Source organism: Mycobacterium sp. NGS56, assembly GCF_059812425.1.
Genome location: NZ_JCALCQ010000006.1, coordinates 59,604 through 79,367, shown reverse-complemented (window position 1 = coordinate 79,367; position 19,764 = coordinate 59,604). Strand labels below are relative to the sequence as shown.

17 protein-coding genes are annotated in these 19,764 nt (G+C 67.0%); 15 read left to right on the top strand and 2 right to left on the bottom strand.

Annotated features, from left to right (window positions below; translation table 11 throughout):
- Positions 1-8: 8 nt before the first annotated feature.
- The 6 genes from AC5Y4F_RS16520 to fadD1 are packed head-to-tail and all read left to right on the top strand — an operon-like array spanning position 9 to position 6,281.
- On the top strand, positions 9-455 hold the full coding sequence (locus AC5Y4F_RS16520; protein ID WP_499997626.1) for a MaoC/PaaZ C-terminal domain-containing protein: 447 nt from the start codon (positions 9-11) through the stop codon (positions 453-455).
- A complete protein-coding gene (locus AC5Y4F_RS16515) occupies positions 452-1,654 on the top strand; it encodes a thiolase family protein (RefSeq protein ID WP_499997625.1) in 1,203 nt (400 codons plus the stop codon). Before AC5Y4F_RS16520 ends, AC5Y4F_RS16515 begins: the two co-directional genes overlap by 4 nt.
- 2 nt (positions 1,655-1,656) lie before the next feature.
- On the top strand, positions 1,657-2,058 hold the full coding sequence (locus tag AC5Y4F_RS16510) for a Zn-ribbon domain-containing OB-fold protein (protein ID WP_499997624.1): 402 nt from the start codon (positions 1,657-1,659) through the stop codon (positions 2,056-2,058).
- Between the two features lie 27 nt (positions 2,059-2,085).
- Complete coding sequence (locus tag AC5Y4F_RS16505) at positions 2,086-3,048, top strand: alpha/beta hydrolase (RefSeq protein ID WP_499997623.1); 963 nt, start codon at positions 2,086-2,088, stop codon at positions 3,046-3,048.
- Entirely contained in the window at positions 3,045-4,640 is a 1,596-nt protein-coding gene (locus AC5Y4F_RS16500) for a flavin-containing monooxygenase (RefSeq protein ID WP_067933760.1), read from the top strand. Before AC5Y4F_RS16505 ends, AC5Y4F_RS16500 begins: the two co-directional genes overlap by 4 nt.
- Before the next feature lie 24 nt (positions 4,641-4,664).
- Positions 4,665-6,281 carry a fatty-acid--CoA ligase FadD1 gene (fadD1, locus tag AC5Y4F_RS16495; protein ID WP_067933759.1) on the top strand — a complete coding sequence of 539 codons (1,617 nt, stop codon included), beginning with the start codon at positions 4,665-4,667 and terminating at the stop codon, positions 6,279-6,281.
- A 1-nt stretch (position 6,282) separates the two neighbouring features.
- Here the strand turns inward: fadD1 and AC5Y4F_RS16490 are convergent, their stop codons facing one another.
- The gene (locus AC5Y4F_RS16490) at positions 6,283-7,167 is read right to left on the bottom strand and encodes a DMT family transporter (RefSeq protein WP_499997622.1); all 885 of its coding nucleotides are present in this window, start codon (positions 7,165-7,167) and stop codon (positions 6,283-6,285) included.
- A gap of 243 nt (positions 7,168-7,410) precedes the next feature.
- Here AC5Y4F_RS16490 and AC5Y4F_RS16485 point away from each other — a divergent pair, with 243 nt between their 5' ends.
- The 8 genes from AC5Y4F_RS16485 (at position 7,411) to AC5Y4F_RS16450 (ending at position 16,999) form a co-directional block, all read left to right on the top strand.
- Positions 7,411-8,508: a ferredoxin reductase gene (locus AC5Y4F_RS16485; RefSeq protein ID WP_067933756.1), complete on the top strand. Its 1,098-nt coding sequence runs from the start codon at positions 7,411-7,413 to the stop codon at positions 8,506-8,508.
- A gap of 28 nt (positions 8,509-8,536) precedes the next feature.
- A complete protein-coding gene (locus AC5Y4F_RS16480) occupies positions 8,537-9,931 on the top strand; it encodes a fatty acid desaturase family protein (protein WP_499997700.1) in 1,395 nt (464 codons plus the stop codon).
- A 176-nt stretch (positions 9,932-10,107) separates the two neighbouring features.
- Positions 10,108-11,424: a molybdopterin-dependent oxidoreductase gene (locus AC5Y4F_RS16475; RefSeq protein WP_082947583.1), complete on the top strand. Its 1,317-nt coding sequence runs from the start codon at positions 10,108-10,110 to the stop codon at positions 11,422-11,424.
- A complete protein-coding gene (locus tag AC5Y4F_RS16470) occupies positions 11,417-11,935 on the top strand; it encodes a hypothetical protein (RefSeq protein ID WP_067933753.1) in 519 nt (172 codons plus the stop codon). Before AC5Y4F_RS16475 ends, AC5Y4F_RS16470 begins: the two co-directional genes overlap by 8 nt.
- A gap of 469 nt (positions 11,936-12,404) precedes the next feature.
- Entirely contained in the window at positions 12,405-14,027 is a 1,623-nt protein-coding gene (locus AC5Y4F_RS16465) for a class I adenylate-forming enzyme family protein (RefSeq protein WP_067933751.1), read from the top strand.
- On the top strand, positions 14,014-14,787 hold the full coding sequence (locus AC5Y4F_RS16460; protein ID WP_067933749.1) for a class II aldolase/adducin family protein: 774 nt from the start codon (positions 14,014-14,016) through the stop codon (positions 14,785-14,787). Before AC5Y4F_RS16465 ends, AC5Y4F_RS16460 begins: the two co-directional genes overlap by 14 nt.
- Positions 14,788-14,901: 114 nt before the next feature.
- Positions 14,902-16,170, top strand: coding sequence for an amidohydrolase family protein (locus AC5Y4F_RS16455; protein WP_067933748.1), 1,269 nt, complete (start codon positions 14,902-14,904; stop codon positions 16,168-16,170).
- Between the two features lie 7 nt (positions 16,171-16,177).
- A complete protein-coding gene (locus AC5Y4F_RS16450; RefSeq protein ID WP_499997621.1) occupies positions 16,178-16,999 on the top strand; it encodes a class I SAM-dependent methyltransferase in 822 nt (273 codons plus the stop codon).
- An 8-nt stretch (positions 17,000-17,007) separates the two neighbouring features.
- Here the strand turns inward: AC5Y4F_RS16450 and AC5Y4F_RS16445 are convergent, their stop codons facing one another.
- Positions 17,008-18,027 (bottom strand): nitronate monooxygenase, encoded by a 1,020-nt coding sequence (locus AC5Y4F_RS16445; protein ID WP_067933745.1) that lies wholly within the window; start codon positions 18,025-18,027, stop codon positions 17,008-17,010.
- Between the two features lie 111 nt (positions 18,028-18,138).
- Here AC5Y4F_RS16445 and AC5Y4F_RS16440 point away from each other — a divergent pair, with 111 nt between their 5' ends.
- The gene (locus AC5Y4F_RS16440; RefSeq protein WP_067933844.1) at positions 18,139-19,740 is read left to right on the top strand and encodes an arylsulfatase; all 1,602 of its coding nucleotides are present in this window, start codon (positions 18,139-18,141) and stop codon (positions 19,738-19,740) included.
- The last annotated feature ends 24 nt before the right edge of the window (positions 19,741-19,764 follow it).

The following is a 19,764-nucleotide window of genomic DNA, read 5'->3' as shown; positions in this document are numbered from 1 at the left end:
AGTGCGACATGACCGGCCCCCAACCCTTTTTCGAAGACATCGCCGTCGGCGAGCGCGTTCCCCCGCTGACCGTCACCGTCGACGAAACCCAGATGTTCTTCTTCAGCGCCGCCACGTACAACGGTCACCGGATTCACTACGACAAAGAGTGGGCACGCGAGAACGAAGGCTACGACAACGTCTTGGTTCAGGGCCCGCTTCAGGCGGCGCTGCTGGCCCGAGCGCTCGGCGACTGGATCGGCGGGCGAGGGCGGCTGGTGTCGTTCTCGGTGCAGAACCGGGCGGTGGCGTATCCCGGCGAGGCGCTCAGTTTCGGCGGCGAGGTCACCGGTAAACGGCTGAGCGACATGGGCGCCGGGTTGGTCGACCTCGTCATCGCCGGCCGGCGTGGCGACACGATCCTGATGCCGGGGACGGCGACCGTCGAGCTGCCGATGCGGGCGGGCCAGCCGTGACCGGGTTGCGCGGCGAGGCGGCCATCGTCGGCATCGCGGAGTTGCCCGCCGAGCGGCGCCCCACCCGCGCACCGCTGTTCACCCTGGATCAGTACGCGGCGCTGGCGAAGATGGTCATCGAGGACGCCGGAGTCGGTCCCCGCTGCATCAACGGCCTGCTGACCCACGGCGTTGCCGAGTCGGCCATGTTCGCACCGGCCACCCTATGCGAATACCTGGGTATGGCATTGGATTTCGGTGAGCGAGTCGATCTCGGCGGAGCCACCGCCGCCGGAATGATCTGGCGTGCGGCGGCGGCCGTCGAACTCGGCGTCTGCGACGCGGCGCTCGCCGTCGTGCCCGGATCGGCCTCGGTGCCCCAGTCCGGGCGGCGACCCCCGCCCGGCCCGAATTGGTATGGGGCGTCTTCGAACAACTATGGCTCGCCGCAAGCCGAATTCGAGATCCCATACGGCAATGTCGGTCAGAACGCGCCCTACGCGCAGATCGCCCAGCGCTACGCGGCGGAATTCGATTACGACCCCGCCGCGCTCGCCAAGATCGCCGTCGACCAACGCACGAACGCGTGTGCGCATCCCGGCGCGGTGTTTCACGGCAGCCCCATCACGGTGAAGGACGTCCTGGGCAGCCCGATGATCGCGGACCCGATCCACTTGCTGGAGACGGTGCTGCGCGTGCACGGGGGAGCGGGCGTGCTCATCGCCAACGCCGACATCGCCCGCCGCGGCCGCAACCGCCCGGTGTGGATCAAGGGCTTCGGCGAACACATCGCATTCAAGACCCCGACCTACGCCGAGGATCTGCTGTCGACCCCGATCGCGCGCGCCGCCGATCGGGCGTTCGCCATGGCCGGGCTGCATCGGTCCGACGTCGACATCGCGTCGATCTACGATTGCTACACCATCACGGTGCTGATGAGCCTCGAGGACGCCGGATTCTGCGCGAAAGGCGAAGGCATGTCGTGGGTCGGCGAGCACGACCTGACCTACCGCGGCGACTTCCCGCTCAACACCGCAGGGGGCCAATTGTCCTTCGGCCAGGCGGGCATGGCCGGCGGCATGCACCATGTGGTCGACGGTGCACGCCAGATCATGGGTCGGGCCGGCGACGCGCAGGTGCGCGACTGCCACACGGCGTTCGTGACCGGCAACGGCGGCATCATGAGTGAACAGGTCGCGCTGCTGATGCGGGGGGACTAGGCATGAGCCATCCGGTACCCGAGCCCACACCGGTCTCGCGGCCGTTTTGGGACGCCCTGGTGCAGCACCGGATCCTGGTGCAGTACTCGCCGTCCTCGCAGCGTTACGTGTTCTATCCGCGCACGCTGGCCCCGGGCACGCTGGCCGACGACCTGGAATGGCGCGAAATCGACGGCGCCGGAACGCTGTACACCTTCACTATCGCGCGCCGGCCAACCGGCCCGCCGTGGCAGGACGCGCTGCCGCAGCTGCTCGCGGTGGTGCGGTGGGATGCCGGACCGAAATTCAGCACCGAGCTGGTGGACGTCGAGCCGGACGACATCCGGATCGGCATGCGGGTGAAGCCGGTGTTCTACGATCTGCCTGAAGAGGGCATCACCCTCCTGAAATATCGGCCCGCATGACCTTGGACGACGAGGTCGGAGGTGCACATGGACGATCCGCTGAACGGCGTAGTGCAGGCGATGCTCGACCAGTTGAACGCCGGATTCCCGCGCGTCGAGAACATGACCGGTCCGCAGGCGCGCGCAGCGGTGGCCGAGCGGCGCATGCCGGTCAACAACCTCGACGACGTCCGCAGCGCCACCGACCGCGTGGTTCCGAGCCCTGACGGGTCGGTGCCGGTGCGCATCTACCAGCCACATGGTGCGCCGACGCAGGACCGTGCCGCGATCGTGTTCTACCACGGGGGCGGATTCGTCTTCTGTGACATCGAATCTCACGACGGATTCTGCCGAGCTCTGGCCCGGGGCACCCAAGCCGTCGTGATCTCGGTTGACTACCGTCTGGCCCCCGAGCATCCCGCCCCGGCCGCGGCGCTCGACGCCTTCGCGGTGTTCGACTGGACGGTCGCGCACGCCGCGGACATGGGCATCGACCCGGTGCGCATCGCCATTGCCGGGGATAGCGCCGGCGGCAACCTGGCCGCCGTCACCGCCATTCTCTGCCGCGACCGCGGCGTCACGCCACCGGCGGGGCAGCTGTTGATCTACCCGGCGGTCGATCCGACGTTCGATACCGACAGTTATCACCGCTACGCCACCGGGTACTTCAACACCCGCGCCGCGATGCAATGGTACTGGCACCAATACCTGGGTACACAAACGGTTTTCGACCCCGCCTATTTGGTCGCCCCGGCTCGCGCGCACACCCATGCGGGCCTGCCACCGGCGGTGATAGTGACGGCCGGTCTTGATCCCCTGCACAGCGAGGGCTGCGACTACGCGCACCGATTGCGTCACGCGGGAGTGCCCGTCGTGCACCGGGACTTTCCCGGGTTGTTTCACGGCTTCATGACGATGCAAGCGTTTCCGCCGGCGGCGTCGGCACAACATCTGGTCTGTGCCGACTTGCGCGAGCTGCTGTATCCGGCGGACCGGAGCGCGGTGTCGTGACCGAAGTCAGCGACGTCATCATCATCGGCGCCGGATTCGCCGGGCTCTACGCTGTGCACCGGGCCGCCTCGATGGGCCTGTCGGTGACCGCGATCGAGGCCGCGCCCGACGTGGGGGGCACCTGGTACTGGAACCGCTACCCGGGCGCTCGCTGCGACGTCGAAAGTGTGGACTATTCCTACTCTTTCGACGCGGAACTGCAACGGAGCTGGCAGTGGACCGAACGCTTCGCCGCCCAGCCGGAGATCCTGGCCTACCTGCGCCACGTCGCCGACCGCTTCGATCTGCGGCGCCACTATCGATTCGGCGTCGACGCCGTCGGCGCCACGTTCGAGCGAGGCCGCTGGCGTGTCGACACCGCGAACAACCAGTCGTTCGCCGCACAATTCCTGTTGTGTGCAACCGGTTGTCTTTCGGCGCTGAACCGGCCGAATATCCCAGGCGCCGAGGAATTTTCGGGTGAGGTGTATTTCACCGCCGCCTGGCCCCGCGAAGATCCCGAGCTGCGCGGCAAGCGGGTGGGCTTGATCGGCACGGGATCCTCCGGCATCCAGGTGGCGCCGATCATCGCCGCAAACGCCGATCACCTGGTGGTCTTCCAGCGGTCCGCGAATTACACCATCCCGATGCCCAACCGCCCATGGTCGGTCGAGGAGCAGCGAGTAATCCAAAAGCGGTACCCCGAGCGTCGCCGGACCTCCGCCTACGCCGCGGCGGGCACGCCGCACGGCACCTACCACAAGAACGCCCTCGACACCGACGCTCACGAACGGTCGGAGGCGCTGTGGAAGCGCTGGCGCGAAGGCGGGGTCCTGTTCGCCAAGACGTTCCCGGACCAGACCAGCGACCTGTCCGCCAACGACATCGCCAGGACCTTCGCCGAGGAGCGCATCCGGGAGATCGTCGCCGATCCCGTCGTCGCAAGGGATCTCATTCCGGTCGATCACCCGATAGGAACCAAACGGATCTGCACCGACGACGGCTACTACGCCATGTTCAACCGCGAGAATGTCCGGCTGGTCAACCTGCGCCGCGAGCCCATCGAGGAGATCACCGCCGACGGCGTACGAACCGGCGCGACGACATATCCCTGCGATGTGCTGATCTTCGCGACCGGCTTCGACGCCATGACCGGGGCGTTGACCCGAATCGATCCCAAAGGCCCAGGGGGACAACGACTGTGCGACGCCTGGGCCGAGGGCCCGGTGACCTTCCTCGGCCTGATGGTGCCGGGGCTGCCCAACCTGTTCACCATCAGCGGGCCGGGCAGCCCGTCGGTACTGGCCAACATGGTGTTGCACGCCGAGGTTCAGGTGGACTGGGTCATCGAGCTGGTGCGAACTGCGCGACAGCGAGGGGTGAGCGAGGTCGAGCCACGCCGCGACGCCGCGTTGGGCTGGACCGAGCACGTAGCCCAGGCCGCCGAGCGGACGCTGTTCCCCAAGGCCGCGTCCTCCTGGTACCTGGGCGCCAACATCGAGGGCAAGAAGCGGGTCTTCATGCCCTACCTCGGCGGCTTCGGCACCTACCGGCGCCACTGCGACGAAGTAGCACGCAACGACTATGCGGGGCTGGTGCTGACCACCCGATGACGACGTCGAAGGGGAAGTGAACGCGTGCAGGAGACCGTTCAACAGCTATTGCGGCAGCGTCGCTGCGACGACACCCCGGCCGTGGCCTACGGCGAGGCGACCTGGACCTGGCGGGAGCACCTCGTCGAGGCCGAGGCGGAGGCCGCGGCGCTCATCGCGCTCGCGGACCCGGGACGACCACCGCACGTCGGTGCCCTGCTGGATAACTCGCCGGCGATGTTGCGGGCCATGGCCGCCGCGGCGCTCGGCGGGTACGTGTTGTGCGGGCTCAACACCACGCGACGCGGCGCCGGATTGCTGACCGACATCCGGCGATCCGACTGTCAGATGCTGCTCGTCGACGCCGAGCATCTTGAGCTGCTGGAAGGGTTGGACCTCAAGGGTATTGAGGTGCTCGATGTGACCGGCGGACGCTACGCCGAAGCCGTCGCCGCCGCGCCGCCGCTGGTCCCCGTCCGCGAGGTGGCATCCGCCGACACCCTGATGATGATCTTCACCTCCGGCACCAGCGGCGACCCGAAGGTGGTCCGGTTCGCCCATGGCATGGCGATCATGTGCGGTGCCAGCCTGATCTACCAATACGATGTCACCGCCGACGACGTCTGCTACCTCTCGATGCCGCTCTTCCACTCCAACGGTGTGGCCGCCGGGTGGGCGGTCGCCGTCGGCTGCGGGGCCACCATGGTGCCTGCGCGGTTTTCGCCGTCCCGTTTTCTCGACGATGTCCGCCGCTACCGGGTGACCTACCTGAACTATGTCGGTAAGCCGCTGGCATTGATCCTGTCCACCCCCGAACGTCCCGACGACGCCGAGAACACGCTGCGTGTGGCGTTCGGCAACGAGGCCACAGATCGTGATATCGCGGAATTCTCAAGGCGATTCGGGTGCCGGGTCATCGACAGCTTCGGCTCCAGTGAGTTCGCGGTCATCGTGGTGCGCGAAGACGGCACCCCGCCCGGATCCATCGGCAAGCCGTATCCCGGGGTGAGCATCTACAACTCGACCACGCTGCGGGAGTGCGAGGCCGCGCGGTTCGACGCGCACGGTGCGCTGACCAACTTCGACTGCGCGGTCGGTGAGCTGGTCAACACCCAGGGCGCGGGGCCCTTCGCCGGCTACTACAACGATCCGGGGGCCACCGCCGAGCGGATGCGGCACGGGATGTACTGGTCGGGTGATCTGGCCTACCGCGACGTGGACGGCTGGATCTATCTCGCCGGTCGTACCGCCGACTGGATGCGGGTCGACGGGGAGAACCTGGCGGCCGCCCCGATCGAGCGCATTCTGGCGCGGTTGCCCGGAATCAGCCAGGTCGCCGTCTATGCCGTCCCCGACGAGCGGGTGGGCGATCAGGTGATGGCCGCCCTGGTGCTGCGGCCCGGCGCAAGCCTGAGCCCGGGTGATTTCGAGAAATTCCTTGCCGCGCAGGCCGACCTATCGCCGAAAGCGTGGCCGCGTTACGTGCGCATCAACGATCGGCTGCCCGCGACCGCGACGAACAAGATCCTCAAGCGTGCGCTGATCGCCGCGGGTGTCACCGCACAGGACGGCCTACTGTGGACGCGACCGGCGCGTGGCACCGGCTACGCGCCCGTGGGCGACACGGCGCTGGGCCGTGCGGCGTCCACCCTCGGATCATGAGCTAGCGGCGTCCTGAGCCCGCTTCCTCGGCTGGGTCGGGTTGGGGCGCTTCGCCAAACCGGGCCAGCACCAGAGTTCCGGACACGGCGACGGCGAACCCAACGATCACCAGCCAACCGAGCCCGTCGCGAGCGGTGTCGCCGAGCCAGACCACCCCGACGACGGCGGGTGCCAGCGTTTCACCCACCACCATTCCGGCGACGGCCGTCGTCACCGATCCGCGATGCAACGCGGAGGTGAGCAAGAGGAACCCCGCGGCGCCCCCCGCAGCGGCGGCGTAGAGGGCGGGATTGGTGTAGAAGGAGCGTTTGGTGGGATCGATCTCCTCGATCAGGCGCACGGCCACCTCAACCACGCCGAATCCGGTTCCGGCGCCCAGACCAAGCGCGAGTGCGCGGACGCGGTCGGGCAGACGTCCCGCGGCCGCGCCGCCGGCGAGCATTGCGGCCACCACGCCCAGCAGCGCCCAGCCCAGCCCGGCCGGGGCGTGCCGGAAGTGGCCCGGCCCGGCGGCGAGGGCGAGCACGACCAGGCTGAGGCAGACGACACCGACGGCCGTCCATTCGGACGACGACAAGCGCGCCGACAGCAACCAAGCGGCGACCACGCCGGTGACCGCGATCGAGGCGGCCAGCGCCGCCGCGACCACATAGATCGGCACCAGCCGCAGGGCCGCGACCTGCAGCGCAAACCCGATGATGTCGAGGCCTACCCCGGCCAGATAGCGCCACTGCCGGACGGCTCGTAACAGCAGCACCGCATCGACGCCTGACCCGCTGCCCGCCTCCACGGATCGCGTCCCGGCGGCTTGCAGCACGGTCGCCGTCCCGTAACAAAGCGCGCAGCCCAGCGCGAGGAGGAAGCCGATCAGCACAGTCACCGACATTAGGCGCCGCGACGATCGGCCGCTGCGCGGCCTGACCCGCAAAAACACCTGAACAAACGTTTGGGCGACTGTTGTTCTGGGCACCACCCAGGTACCCATCGCAGCAGTGGTAAATCGAGCGCGCAGCGGCCAGTGAACGGCTGATATCTAGGTGTGCCCAAGTTAAACGCATGTGTAATGCTGTGCGACAACAACATTCAAAATGACGTTTAGAGTCGGTGCACAACTGTGTACTCTGACGCCATGGCTGAACGCGGCGCCGAGCCCCGCGTCCCCCGGGGACGCCGGTTGTTCCTGCGAGCAATACGGCGCCTGTTCAGTCCGCTGCAGCCCGACGACTACCTCGAAATGATCAACCCGCTGTGGACCACCCGGGAGCTGCGCGGCAAGGTCGAAGGCATCGAGGCGCAAGGCTCGGAAGCGGCCAGCGTTCTGATTCGTCCGGGATACGAGTGGCCCGGGCACAAGCCCGGTCAGTACGTACGTCTCGGCGTGGTGATCGACGGTGTCTACCACTGGCGCGCGTACTCGCTGACTTCGGATCCCCGGCCTGAAGACGGGCTGATCAGCGTCACACCAAAGAGGGTCGACGGCGGTGTCGTATCGCCGTATCTCGTGCACAAGATTCAGCCGGGGGACTTGGTGCGGCTCGGCGAGATCGAGGGTGTTTTCACACTGCCGGAGCCCCTGCCGGACAAGATGCTGTTCATCAGCGCTGGAAGCGGCATCACGCCGATCATCAGCATGCTGCGCGACCTGGACCATCGCGACGAATTGCGCGACGCGGTGGTCATTCATTCCGCGCGGACCCGCGAGCAGGCGATGTTCCTTTCCGCCTTGGAAGAGCTCGAGGAACGCCACGAGGGAATGAGGCTGGATCTGCGCCTTACCTCCGAGCGGGGGCGGCTGACCCCCGAGGACCTCGATGACGCGTGCCCGGACTGGCGCGAGCGCGAGGCGTTCTGCTCGGGCCCCGGTGAGATGCTCGATGCTCTGATCGAGCATTGGGAACAGAACGGGGATTGCGAGCGCCTGCACTTCGAGCGCTTCCAGCCCAAGATCGGCGGCGACGCCAACGCCGGGGAAGGTGGCACCGTCTGCTTCCTCGACAGCGAAAAGGAAGTCGAATGTGACGGCGGCACGTCGATTCTCGAGGCCGGCGAGAAGGCAGGTCTCAATCTCGCGTTCGGCTGCCGCATCGGAATCTGCCACACCTGTGTAGGCACGCTGAAGTCGGGCAAGCTGCGCGACCTGCGCTCGGGTGACGTAATCGAGCCGACGGAGCAAGACGTGCGGATCTGTATCAACACCGCCGAAGGCGACGTCGAACTCGAACTGTGATCGAAAGGAGCGGCTCGTGACAACTGCCGTGAAGAGGGCTGGGGAAACACCGCTTTCCCGCTTCGGGGAACAAGAGCTCGAAAAGCTCGCGAAGGAATTCGACGCGATCCACGACGAGGTGTTCGCCGACCTGGGCGACCGCGACCGGCGCTACATCAAGAACGTCATCTCGGCACAGCGACAGATCGTGGTGGTCGGTCGGGTGCTGTTACTCGCATCGCGCTCGAAGACGGCCTGGTTGCTCGGCACCGCCTGCCTCTCCATGGCCAAGATCTTGGAAAACATGGAAATCGGCCACAACGTGATGCACGGTCAGTGGGATTGGATGAACGACCCCGACATTCACTCGTCGGTTTGGGACTGGGACACCGCGTCGACGGCCGAGTCGTGGAAGCACTCCCACAACTACATCCACCACACGTTCACCAACATCCTCGGCAAGGACAAGGATCTCGGCTACGAGATCATGCGGATCGATCCAAACCAGAAGTGGGAGCCTCGCTTCCTGTTCCAGCCGCTCTACAACCTACTGCTCACGCTGCTGTTCGAGTGGGGCGTCGCCGTCCACGACATGGACATCGACGCCATCCGTAAGCGCGAGAAGCCTTGGTCGGAAGTCCGCAAGGACCTGAAAGGCATCGGGGTCAAAGCTCGGGCCCAGATCGTCAAGGATTACCTCGGCTGGCCCATGATCAGCGCCGGGGCGTTCGCCCTCGTCCAGTTGGCGTCGCGCGGGCGGCTCGAGCAGCCCCCGCGGTCCCGCCTCGCCAGAAGGCTCCGCAAAGTGTCGAACAGCGGCCGCATCAATGCCGCAGCGACGTTCCTCGACAAGGTGGCGCCGGGCGTCGAAAGTACGTACCTGCGCACCCTGGCCGCCGATGCACTCGCCAACGTCATCCGCAACGTGTGGGCGCACGCGATCATCTTCTGTGGCCACTTCCCGGACCAGACCTACACGTTCACACAGGAAGAGACCGAGAACGAGACGCGCGGCGGTTGGTACGTACGCCAGTTGCTGGGCGCCGCGAACATCGACGGCAGCCCTCTGTTCCACATCATCAGCGGAAATCTCGGTTATCAGGTCGAGCACCACCTCTACCCCGACATGCCGAGCAGTCGATACTCGGAGATCGCGCCACAGGTCAAAGACATCTGCGAGCGCTACGAGTTGCCGTACAACTCCGGCCGCTTCTCGAAGCAGTGGGGGACGGTGCACCGCAGCATCTTCCGCCTGGCCTTCCCCGGTGGAAAGCCCCGGCCGAAGCCCGGTCCCTACCATGGCAACGTTCATCGGCCCGGCCCCGAACGTCCCAGCGAAGGCACCCGATTCCGGGACCGCGTCCCGCCCGAACACCCTGCCGCGGGTCCCGAACACGACTCCAGCGGGGTCGAGGTACAACCGCCGCCACGCGGCAAGGACTGAGATACGCGACGGCCTCCGCTGCGAGTGTGGGGCCCAGGCACGACTCAGACGCCGTTCTGGCACGTAGGGCCCGCGCTCGGTGCAGATCCTCGATCTGAACCCTTTTCGTCGTTCCGTCGTGAATGATCGTTGACGGGCACGGCCAGGCGTGCTCGCGGAGCACGGCTTGGGGGCGGATGAGGCCGACAAAGACGACCGGCATAGCCGCTACCGACGACCCGGATGCGGCAAAGAAAACCCACGGGTTTCCCGACCGGTTATGGCGCAGCCCGTTGCGGGGACCGTGGCTGACGTCGGTGTTCGGTTCGGTGCTGTTGGTGACACTGCCGATCGTGATCGTCACCGGCCTGCTGTCCTACATCGCCTACGGGCCGCGGTTGGGCCAGGCGATCCCCGCCGACGTCGGCTGGCTCAAGCTGCCGACATTCGACTGGCCCACCGATCCGCCCTGGCTGTACCGGCTGACCCAAGGACTCCATGTCGGGCTCGGACTCATCCTCATCCCGGTGGTGCTGGCCAAGCTGTGGTCGGTGATCCCCAGGCTCTTCGTGTTCCCGCCGGTTCGGTCGATTGCCCAACTGCTGGAACGGATTTCGCTGCTGATGCTGGTCGGCGGGATCCTGTTCGAGATCGTGACCGGCGTGCTGAACATTCAGTACGACTACATCTTCGGGTTCAGCTTCTACACCGCGCACTACCTCGGCGCATGGGTATTCCTCACCGGCTTCGTCATGCACGTCGCGGTCAAGGGCCGGCGCATGTGGGCCGGCCTGCGCTCGCTGTCGCTGCGTGACGTGCTGCGCACCGGGCGCGCCGCCACCGAAGCCGAGCCGCGGCAGCCCGACAGCCTCGTCGCTGCCGAACCCGGCCCGCCCACAATGAGCCGCCGCGGCGCCCTGGCGCTGGTCGGTGGCGGCGCCCTTTTCCTGACGTTCCTCACCGCGGGGCAGACCCTCGGTGGTTGGGCCCGGCCCGCCGCCCTATTACTGCCGCGCGGGCGCCGACCCGGCGACGGACCCGAGGACTTTCAGGTCAACAGGACCGCGGCCGCGGCCGGCATCTCCGCCCTGGACATGGTCGAGCGCTGGCGGCTCGCCCTGGACGGCGGCCCCCACCCGGTGACGCTGGACCGCGCGGCCCTGCTGGCGATGCCGCAGCACACGGCGGTCCTGCCGATCGCCTGCGTCGAAGGCTGGTCGACCACCCAAACGTGGACTGGCGTGCGACTGGCTGACCTCGCCCGCCTGGCCGGCGTGCCGCTACCCGATTCCGCGCGGGTGTCGTCGCTCGAACGCTCCGGTGCTTTCGCCAGCGCGACGCTACAACGCAACCAGGTGCTGCACCCGGACGCGCTGCTGGCGCTGCGCGTGAACGGCGCCGACCTGTCCCCGGATCACGGCTTCCCCGCGCGGATCATCGTGCCCGCGCTGCCCGGCGTGCACAACACCAAATGGGTGGCAGCCATCGCCTTTCGGGCGGCCGCACATGCGTAGCGCGTTCGCACGGATCTACGGATCCCACCCGCTGCACCTGCTGACGATGCTCGCCGGGTTCGCATTGCTGGGTTACGTCATCGCCGTCATGAGACCGGTCACGCTGTGGAATCCGCACGTCTGGTGGCAGTCGATCATCGTGTGGTTCGCCGCGGCCATCGTCGCCCACGACCTGGTGCTGTTTCCCGTCTATGCCTGCGTCGACCGCCTGCTTTCACGCGGTCGTGCCCGGCGCCCCCCGGATCGCGCCGAACCCGATGTGCCGGCGCTCAATTACCTCCGGGTGCCCGCGCTGGGCGCGGGGCTGACGCTGCTGGTCTTTCTGCCCGGCATCGTCAAGCAGGGTGGCGCCACCTACCGGGCCGCAACCGGTCAAACCCAGGATCCGTTTCTTGGTCGGTGGCTGCTGTTGACGGCCGCGATGTTCGCGATCAGCGCTGCCGCCTATGTCGCAGCGCGGGCTATGGCGCGCCGCCGGGCGCGGTCGCATCGGCATGAAGACCGGCGATGACGATCCAACTGCAAAACGGCTGCGTCACTGTCCATTCCAGCTTCCGGGCGAGTGGCGCTGCGAGAAACACGTGAGGATGCTTAGAGTTTGCTCCTAGCTCGGTCGCTGGCCCACACGTCCGCCGACGCCGAACTACTGTTGTGTTTATGGGGATCCGGAAGGCTATTGCACGCGCCGCCCTGTGCGGGTGCGTGGCCGCGTTTGCCTTGACGGCCGGTCTCGCGTCGGGCGCCGCGCCGGCGGCCGCCACCGTCAGTTCATCGGTTGCGGACCCGGGTCCCGGCGGTGCCATGCCCGCGCAACCCTTCGGGCGAGGCGGCTGCATCATCGGGCTCAATTGCGGGTGCATTCGCAATATCACCTGCCCTTCGCCGCACCCGCGCAGCCCGAGCATCCACAATCAGCACGCGGTACCGGCCCCGCCGACTCCCCAGCCTCGACCAATCGGCGGCTCTCCTATCCTTTAGCGATGAGCGCCGGTGGCCTGGAAACCGTGGGGTCGCCGGCATTCACCGTCGAGGATTCCGCCCGGTTTCGTGCAGCCGGCTGGTGGTGCGATTCGACGCTCTCGGACGCGGTGCGGCACAACGCCGAACGGACACCGGATCGCCCCGCCTACCTGGATTACCCCGGGCCGGTGTTCACCTGGCGTGATTTCGAGCGTGCGGCAACGCGATTAGCCGAAGCCCTGGCCGGGGTGGGCATCGTCCGCGGTGATCGGGTGGTGGTGTGGCACCGTGACTCTGCCGCCATTCATGTGCTGTTCGTGGCGATCGAACGCTGCGGCGGGGTGGCTGTCGGCATCGGTGCGCGCGCCGGCACCCGCGAGGCGTCGGCGATCCTGCGCAGCGCCCAGCCGAAAATGATGGTCAGCGATCTGGCCCACAGCAGCGCCGCCGCCGAAGTGGCAGACGAGCTGGGCGTGCCCGCGATCGTGTTGAACCGTGACGAGGCGACACTTTACCTCGATGTCGACGCCGAGCCCAAGGCGTTGGCGGCCGGCTGTGCACTCGGCCCCGACGATGTATTCCTGATCAACTCGACGTCGGGGACCACCGGGCTGCCCAAGTGCGTCGTGCACACTCAGAACCGGTGGTACTACTTCCACCAGAAGGCCGTCGACAACGGGCGATTGACGGACGACGAGGTATTCCTGCCGGTCATTCCCACCCCCTTCGGATTCGGGCTGTGGACCAGCCACACCACCCCGATCTATCTCGGCGCCACCGCGGTGCTTCTGGACCGATTCACCACCAAAGCCACCTGCGAGGCGATAGCCCAACACCGGGTCACCGTATTATGTTGCGTCAGCACGCAATTGACCATGCTGATGGCCGACCCGGCCAGCCGCGGCTACGATTTCAGTTCGCTGCGCGTCGTCTACACCGGCGGGGAGGCGTTGCCGTATCGGCCCGCGGCCGAGTTCGAGGAACTCACCGGCGCCAAAATCCTGCAGTTCTACGGCTCCAACGAGACCGGGATGCTCAGCGCTACCACCGTCGACGACTCGACCGAGCGACGGCTGCGCACTGGCGGCCGCGTAATCCCCGAAATGGAAGTCCGATTGTTCGACGGCGACCGCGACGTGACCGCCACGGGACGCGGCCAGCCCGCGTGCCGGGGTCCGGCGACCAGCCTCGGTTACCTTGGCGGCACCGACCACGACAAGCTGTTCACCCCCGACGGATGGATGCGCATGGGCGACATCTGTGAAATCGACGCCGACGGCTATCTGCGCGTCACCGGGCGCACGTCCGATTTCATCGTGCGCGGCGGGAAAAACATCAGCGCCAGCCAGGTTGAAGACGCCGTCATGACACATCCCGCCATCGCGATAGCGGCGGCGATAGCCATGCCCGACCCGGTGTTCGGCGAAAAGGTCTGTCTGTACGCCGAACTCAATGACTCCGCCACCGTCGACCTGCCCGGACTCGTCGAACACCTGCTGGCGCTGGGGGTTTCCAAGGAACTGCTCCCCGAGCGGCTCATCATTCTCGACGAATTGCCCCGATCATCCGGCGGAAAGATAGCCAAAGGCCGGCTGCGCGAGGATATTGGAGCCAGAATGGAGGCTGGTCATGAACGCTCCTGATGCACGCCGCGGCGGGGTGGAAGTCTGGGCGCCATCGGTGGTTCCCCCCATCGGCGTCGAGCTCTCCAACGAGCAGGCGCTGGCCATCGCCTTCCGTCACCTGGCCGGCATCGGTTTCGCCGAGAACATGGCCGGGCACATCACCTGGCAGCTCGACGGGCAGTCCGACATGTTCGTCAACCCGTGGGGACTCTGGTGGCAGGAGATCACCGCGTCCGATATCTGCGTGGTCGACAGCGACGCGCATGTGGTGAGCGGGCGCTGGGACGTCACCCCGGCCATCTATATTCACACCGAATTGCACCGAGTGCGCGAGGACGCCCGAGTGGTGATCCACAACCACCCGTACTACGTCTGTGTGCTCGCCGCGCTGGGCAGACTGCCCGAACTGGTGCACCAGACCGGTTCGCTCTTCCTCGACGACCTGCGCCTGGTCGAGACCTACGATGGCGAGATCGACAGCCCCGCACGCGCCGCGGAACTCGCCGCCCGGATCGGGGGGGCCAACCTGACGATCCTGGCCAACCACGGCGTCATCGCGACGGGCCGCAACCTGCCCGAAGCCGTCTACCGCGCGGCATCCATCGAGCGAGTCTGCAAGCTGGCCCACGACGTCATGCTCACGGGCAGGGATCCGGTGACCATGAATTGGTCGGACATGGCCGGCATGCAACGGTCGCTGATCGAACGCGCCGCCGATGTGTACTGGGCCGGGGCGGCGCGCATGACCATCAAGGCCGACGCCGATGTACTCACCTGAACCACATCCGCGAGTGTGCACCCGCGGCCGCGACGCGCCGACAGACGTCGCCGCCGCACAATCAAAGGCGTCGCGTCATGCGTCGATAACGCTGCCCCGCAAGGAGATTGACGAGTGAAATCGATCGACGAGCTGGCCACCGACCTGAACTTCACCAAGGCGAAGACCGGCACCGAGCGCTCGGTCACGTTCTTGCCGGATCCGCCGCGGGCCAAGCGCCGCTACACGGTGATCTCGGTGGACGACCACATCGTCGAACCCCCGGACACCTTCAGCGGCCGCCTGCCCCGCGGGTTCGCGGACCGGGCGCCGAAAGTCGTCGAGACCGACGGCGGGGGACAGACGTGGGTCTATGACGGCAAGGAACTGCCCAACGTCGGGTTCAACGCGGTGGTCGGACGGCCGGTGGCCGAATACGGTTTCGAGCCGGTCCGCTTCGACGAGATGCGCAGGGGGGCGTGGGATATCCATGCGCGGGTCAAAGACATGGACCTCAACGGCATCTACGCGTCGCTGAACTTCCCGTCGTTCCTGCCAGGTTTCGCCGGCCAACGGTTGCAGCAGGTGACCAGCGACCGCGACCTGGCGCTGGCCTCGGTGCGGGCGTGGAACGACTGGCATTTCGACGTCTGGGCGGGGTCGTATCCCGACCGGATCATTCCCTGCCAACTGCCGTGGCTGCTCGACCCCGAACTCGGCGCGAAGATGATCCACGAGAACGCCGAGCGCGGCTTTCACGCCGTCACGTTCAGCGAAAACCCGGCGATGCTCGGGCTGCCCAGCATTCACACCGGCCATTGGGATCCGCTGATGGCCGCGTGCGCCGAGACCGGCACCGTGGTGAACCTGCACATCGGTTCGTCGGGGTCCTCACCGTCGACCACCGCGGACGCGCCGCCGGACGTGCAGGGTGTGCTGTTTTTCGCCTACGCCATTTCCGCCGCGGTCGACTGGTTGTATTCCGGACTGCCCAGCCGGTTCCCCGACCTCAAGATCTGCCTGTCCGAGGGCGGAATCGGTTGGGTCGCGGGGTTGCTCGACCGTCTCGACCACATGCTCAGTTACCACGCGATGTACGGCACCTGGCACGCGCTCGGTGAGCCGCTGACGCCCGCGGAGGTGCTGACCCGTAACTTCTGGTTCTGCGCGGTTGAGGACAAGTCCTCATTCGTCCAGCGCGACCGGATAGGCGTCGACAACATCATGTTGGAAGCCGACTACCCGCATTGCGACTCGACGTGGCCGCACACCCAACAAGCCATTCACGAGCAAATCGGCGATCTACCGGCCGACGTCATCCGGAAGTTCAGCTGGGAGAACGCGTCTCGCCTGTATCAGCACCCGGTGCCCGCCGCGGTGCAACAGAACCCCGAGGCGTTCTGACCCGGCCATGACGGCGACGGGAAAAGTCGACTTCAGTTCGGTGCGTTGGGGTTCGGTGGAGTGGACGAACCTCGTGACCCTGTATCTGCGGGCCCATGAAAGCCGCACGGAGCGGCCGATTCTGGGGGATGAGCCGGCTGCGCAAGCGGTAGACCGGATCGCTTATGACTTCAAGAGAATTCATCGGACGTCATGGCCGTCGGCCAATCAATACCTGGTTACGCTGCGGGCCAGAAAACTCGACGACTGGTGCGCCGACTTCCTCGCCCGCCATCCGGATGCAGTCGTGCTGCACCTGGGTTGCGGGCTCGACGGCCGCGCCTTCCGGCTCGACGTACCGCCGACGGCGTTGTGGTTCGACGTCGATCAACCGAGCGTGATCGGACTGCGGCGTCGGCTCTACGATGACACCGAGCGCCACCGGATGATCGGCTCGTCGGTGACCGAACTGCAGTGGCTCGACCAAGCCCCCACCGGACGTCCGACCCTGATCGTTGCCGAGGGCCTGCTGATGTACCTGCACGAGCAGGAGGTGCGGCGGCTGCTGGGGCGCCTGACCGACCGATTCGCCAGCGGCGAAATGTATTTCGACACGCTCTCGGCCCTGGCACCGCTGCTGTCCAAGTTCTTCACCAGAGGGATCATCAAATGGGGCATTACGGACGCACGCGAGATCGCGACCTGGACTCCCCGGTTGCGATTCCTCGAGCAGACACCCGTGCTCGCCGGCTACAAGCGAATCCCATCGGCCGGGGTGCGGCTGATCTACCACTTCACGTGGATGACGGCCGGTCGCCACTACGACGTACTCAACCGCTTCGCATTCTGAGTGGCCGATCACAGGTCGGATGCCAGCCGACTCAGAATGTCGGACGCGGGCTCGGCGGTCGCGTGCCGGTATCCGGTGCCCGCCCACAGGTGGACGTAGTCCGGCCTACCCGCCGCCGCGGCGGCCTTGCGCAGCGGGCTGGTCAGGTAATGGATGGCGGGATAGCCCGCCGGCGCCTCGGCTTCGTGAGCATCGATGAACGCGTTGCGCAACCCGCGGGCCGGCCGGCCGGTGAAGGCCAGGGTCAGCACCGTCTCGGTATAGGCGGGATCGACCAGGGCCGCCTGATGAGTGGCAGAGGCGCCGCTCTCAAGGGCGCGCAGCAGCACGGTGCCCACGGCGGCCGCGGTCGCCCCCGCGCGGATCACCTCGGCCACTGCGGCCGGGGTGGCCAGCCCGCCGGTGGCCATCACCGGTAGGGGTACCTTCGCGAGGACGTGCCGCACCAGCTCGACGATCGGGACCGGCGTCAAGGGCCGCTGCGGCGAGAGGGTGCCGGAGTGGCCGCCGGCGGCGGCGGCTTGCACGGCAAGCATGTCGACGCCGGCGCCGTGGGCCTGCGCCGCCTCCTCGGCGGTGGTGACCGTCTGGACCACAACACTGTTGGCGCGCTGCAGCGCGGCGATCACCTCGCGCGACGGGATGCCGAACGTGAACGACACCATCGGAACCGGGTCGTCGAGCAACAGCGCGATCTTCTGGTCGAATCTGTCGTCGTCCTCGATGGGCTCGGGTGGCAACGTCAGCCCGAACTGGTCGGCCTCGGCCTGGATGATTGCGGCGTAGGCGCGGTAACGCTGCGGGTCGACCGGCACCGGATTGGGTGCGAAGACGTTGACCCCGAACGGGACTCCTTCGGCGCGAACGGCTTTGATCTCGCCCTCGATGGCCTCGACGGTTTTGTATCCGGCCGCGAGCAATCCCAGGGCACCCGCGCGGTGGGCCGCGGACACCATGGCCGGCGTGGTCGGGCCACCCGACATCGGGGCCGCCACCAGCGGAACGGACATTCCAAACTGCGCCAACATCTCGATGCCCTTTCGCTGGTCCGCGGCTGACCTTGCCCGCCTCACCATATCGGCGTCCAGCCGGTGCGGCAGCGTTCCGCCCTGGCGACGGACCTGGCAGGATGCTTGAGCGTGACGCGTCCCAACTTTCTCGTGATCGTTGCAGACGACCTCGGGTTCTCCGACCTCGGCGCGTTCGGCGGCGAGATCGAGACCCCCAACCTCGATCGGCTGGCACACGCAGGACTCCGGCTCACCGATTTCCATTCGGCCCCGGCCTGCTCACCGACCAGGGCGATGTTGCTGACCGGGACCGACCACCATATCGCCGGCATCGGCACCATGCTCGAGGTCGCGGCGCCGGAATTCCGCGGCGCGCCCGGCTACGAGGGCTACCTGAACGACCGGGTCGTCGCCTTGCCGGAATTGTTGCGCGACGCGGGCTATCTGACGCTGATGTCGGGAAAATGGCACCTGGGCGCAACGATCGAGACCTCGCCGTGGGCGCGCGGTTTCGAGCGCTCGTTCGCCCTGCTGCCAGCCGGCGCCAGCCATTACGGTGGCTCGGCTGCCCGTGGATTCTCGCCCGTGCCAACGCTTTACACCGAAGACGATCAATTCGTCACCGTCGGCGACGACTTTTATTCCTCGGACTCATACACCGACACACTGTTGCGGTATTTCGAAGAGCGTGCCCCCGACGACGACCGGCCCTTCTTCGCCTATCTGCCCTTCCAGGCCCCGCACTGGCCTCTGCATGCACCTGAGGAATCCGTCGTCAAGTATCGGGGCCGCTACGACGCCGGGCCGGACGCGCTGCGAAAGGAGCGCCTGGCGGCGCTCAAGCGGTTCGGTCTGTGCCCGCCCGACGTCGTCGCACACCCGGTGGTGGCCGACGGCGCACCGGAGTGGGCCGACATGACCGACGGGCAGCGCGCGGTGTCGGCCCGCAGCATGGAGGTCTACGCCGGGATGGTCGACCGGATGGACTACAACGTCGGGCGGGTGATCGATCACCTCGCGGCCAGCGGCGAACTCGACAACACCGTAGTCATATTCATGTCCGACAACGGCGCCGAGGGCGCGATCGTGGAGGCGATGCCGCTGCGCGGTCCGCAGATCGCCGCACAAATCGAAAAGCATTGCGACAACAGCCTGGACAACCTCGGCCGGCCCACGTCGTTCATCTGGTACGGCCCGCGCTGGGCGCAGGCCGCCACCGCGCCCTCGCGCCTGCACAAGGCGTTCACCACCCAGGGCGGAATTCGTGTCACCGGCTTCGTCACCTGGCCCGGCTTCGCCCGGCAACAGCAGATCGGCACCGCGTTCTGCACCGTCATGGACATCGCGCCGAGCCTGCTGGAGCTGGCCGGGACCACACACCCGGGCACGTCCTACCGGGGCCGCGAGGTGGCTCCCCTGCGCGGCCGCTCACTGGTGGATTACCTGACCGGCGCCGCCGAGACCGTGCACGACGCCGACACCGGTACCGGCTGGGAGCTGTTCGGCCGCCGTGCCATCCGACAGGGCGACTGGAAGGCGCTGTACCTGCCGGCACCCTACGGCCCGAACAGCTGGCAGCTCTACGACCTGGCTTCCGACCCCGGCGAGGTCGACGATCTGGCCGCGTCACGGCCCGACAAGCTGGCCGAGCTGCTGACCCTGTGGGACCGCTACGTCGAGGAAACCGGCGTGATCCTCGATCCCGTCTCCGTGTACGACGTTCAACTCTGAGGATCCCGGTGCCGCTTATGCTTG

Bases quoted from the DNA above. Each gene is read 5' to 3' on its own strand.
- AC5Y4F_RS16520 (WP_499997626.1), top strand. From the start codon at position 9: ATGACCGGCCCCCAACCCTTTTTCGAAGACATCGCCGTCGGCGAGCGC.
- AC5Y4F_RS16510 (WP_499997624.1), top strand. From the start codon at position 1,657: ATGAGCCATCCGGTACCCGAGCCCACACCGGTCTCGCGGCCGTTTTGG.
- AC5Y4F_RS16505 (WP_499997623.1), top strand. From the start codon at position 2,086: ATGGACGATCCGCTGAACGGCGTAGTGCAGGCGATGCTCGACCAGTTG.
- AC5Y4F_RS16490 (WP_499997622.1), bottom strand. From the start codon at position 7,167: ATGTCGGTGACTGTGCTGATCGGCTTCCTCCTCGCGCTGGGCTGCGCG.
- AC5Y4F_RS16485 (WP_067933756.1), top strand. From the start codon at position 7,411: ATGGCTGAACGCGGCGCCGAGCCCCGCGTCCCCCGGGGACGCCGGTTG.
- AC5Y4F_RS16475 (WP_082947583.1), top strand. From the start codon at position 10,108: ATGAGGCCGACAAAGACGACCGGCATAGCCGCTACCGACGACCCGGAT.
- AC5Y4F_RS16470 (WP_067933753.1), top strand. From the start codon at position 11,417: ATGCGTAGCGCGTTCGCACGGATCTACGGATCCCACCCGCTGCACCTG.
- AC5Y4F_RS16465 (WP_067933751.1), top strand. From the start codon at position 12,405: ATGAGCGCCGGTGGCCTGGAAACCGTGGGGTCGCCGGCATTCACCGTC.
- AC5Y4F_RS16460 (WP_067933749.1), top strand. From the start codon at position 14,014: ATGAACGCTCCTGATGCACGCCGCGGCGGGGTGGAAGTCTGGGCGCCA.
- AC5Y4F_RS16450 (WP_499997621.1), top strand. From the start codon at position 16,178: ATGACGGCGACGGGAAAAGTCGACTTCAGTTCGGTGCGTTGGGGTTCG.
- AC5Y4F_RS16445 (WP_067933745.1), bottom strand. From the start codon at position 18,027: ATGTTGGCGCAGTTTGGAATGTCCGTTCCGCTGGTGGCGGCCCCGATG.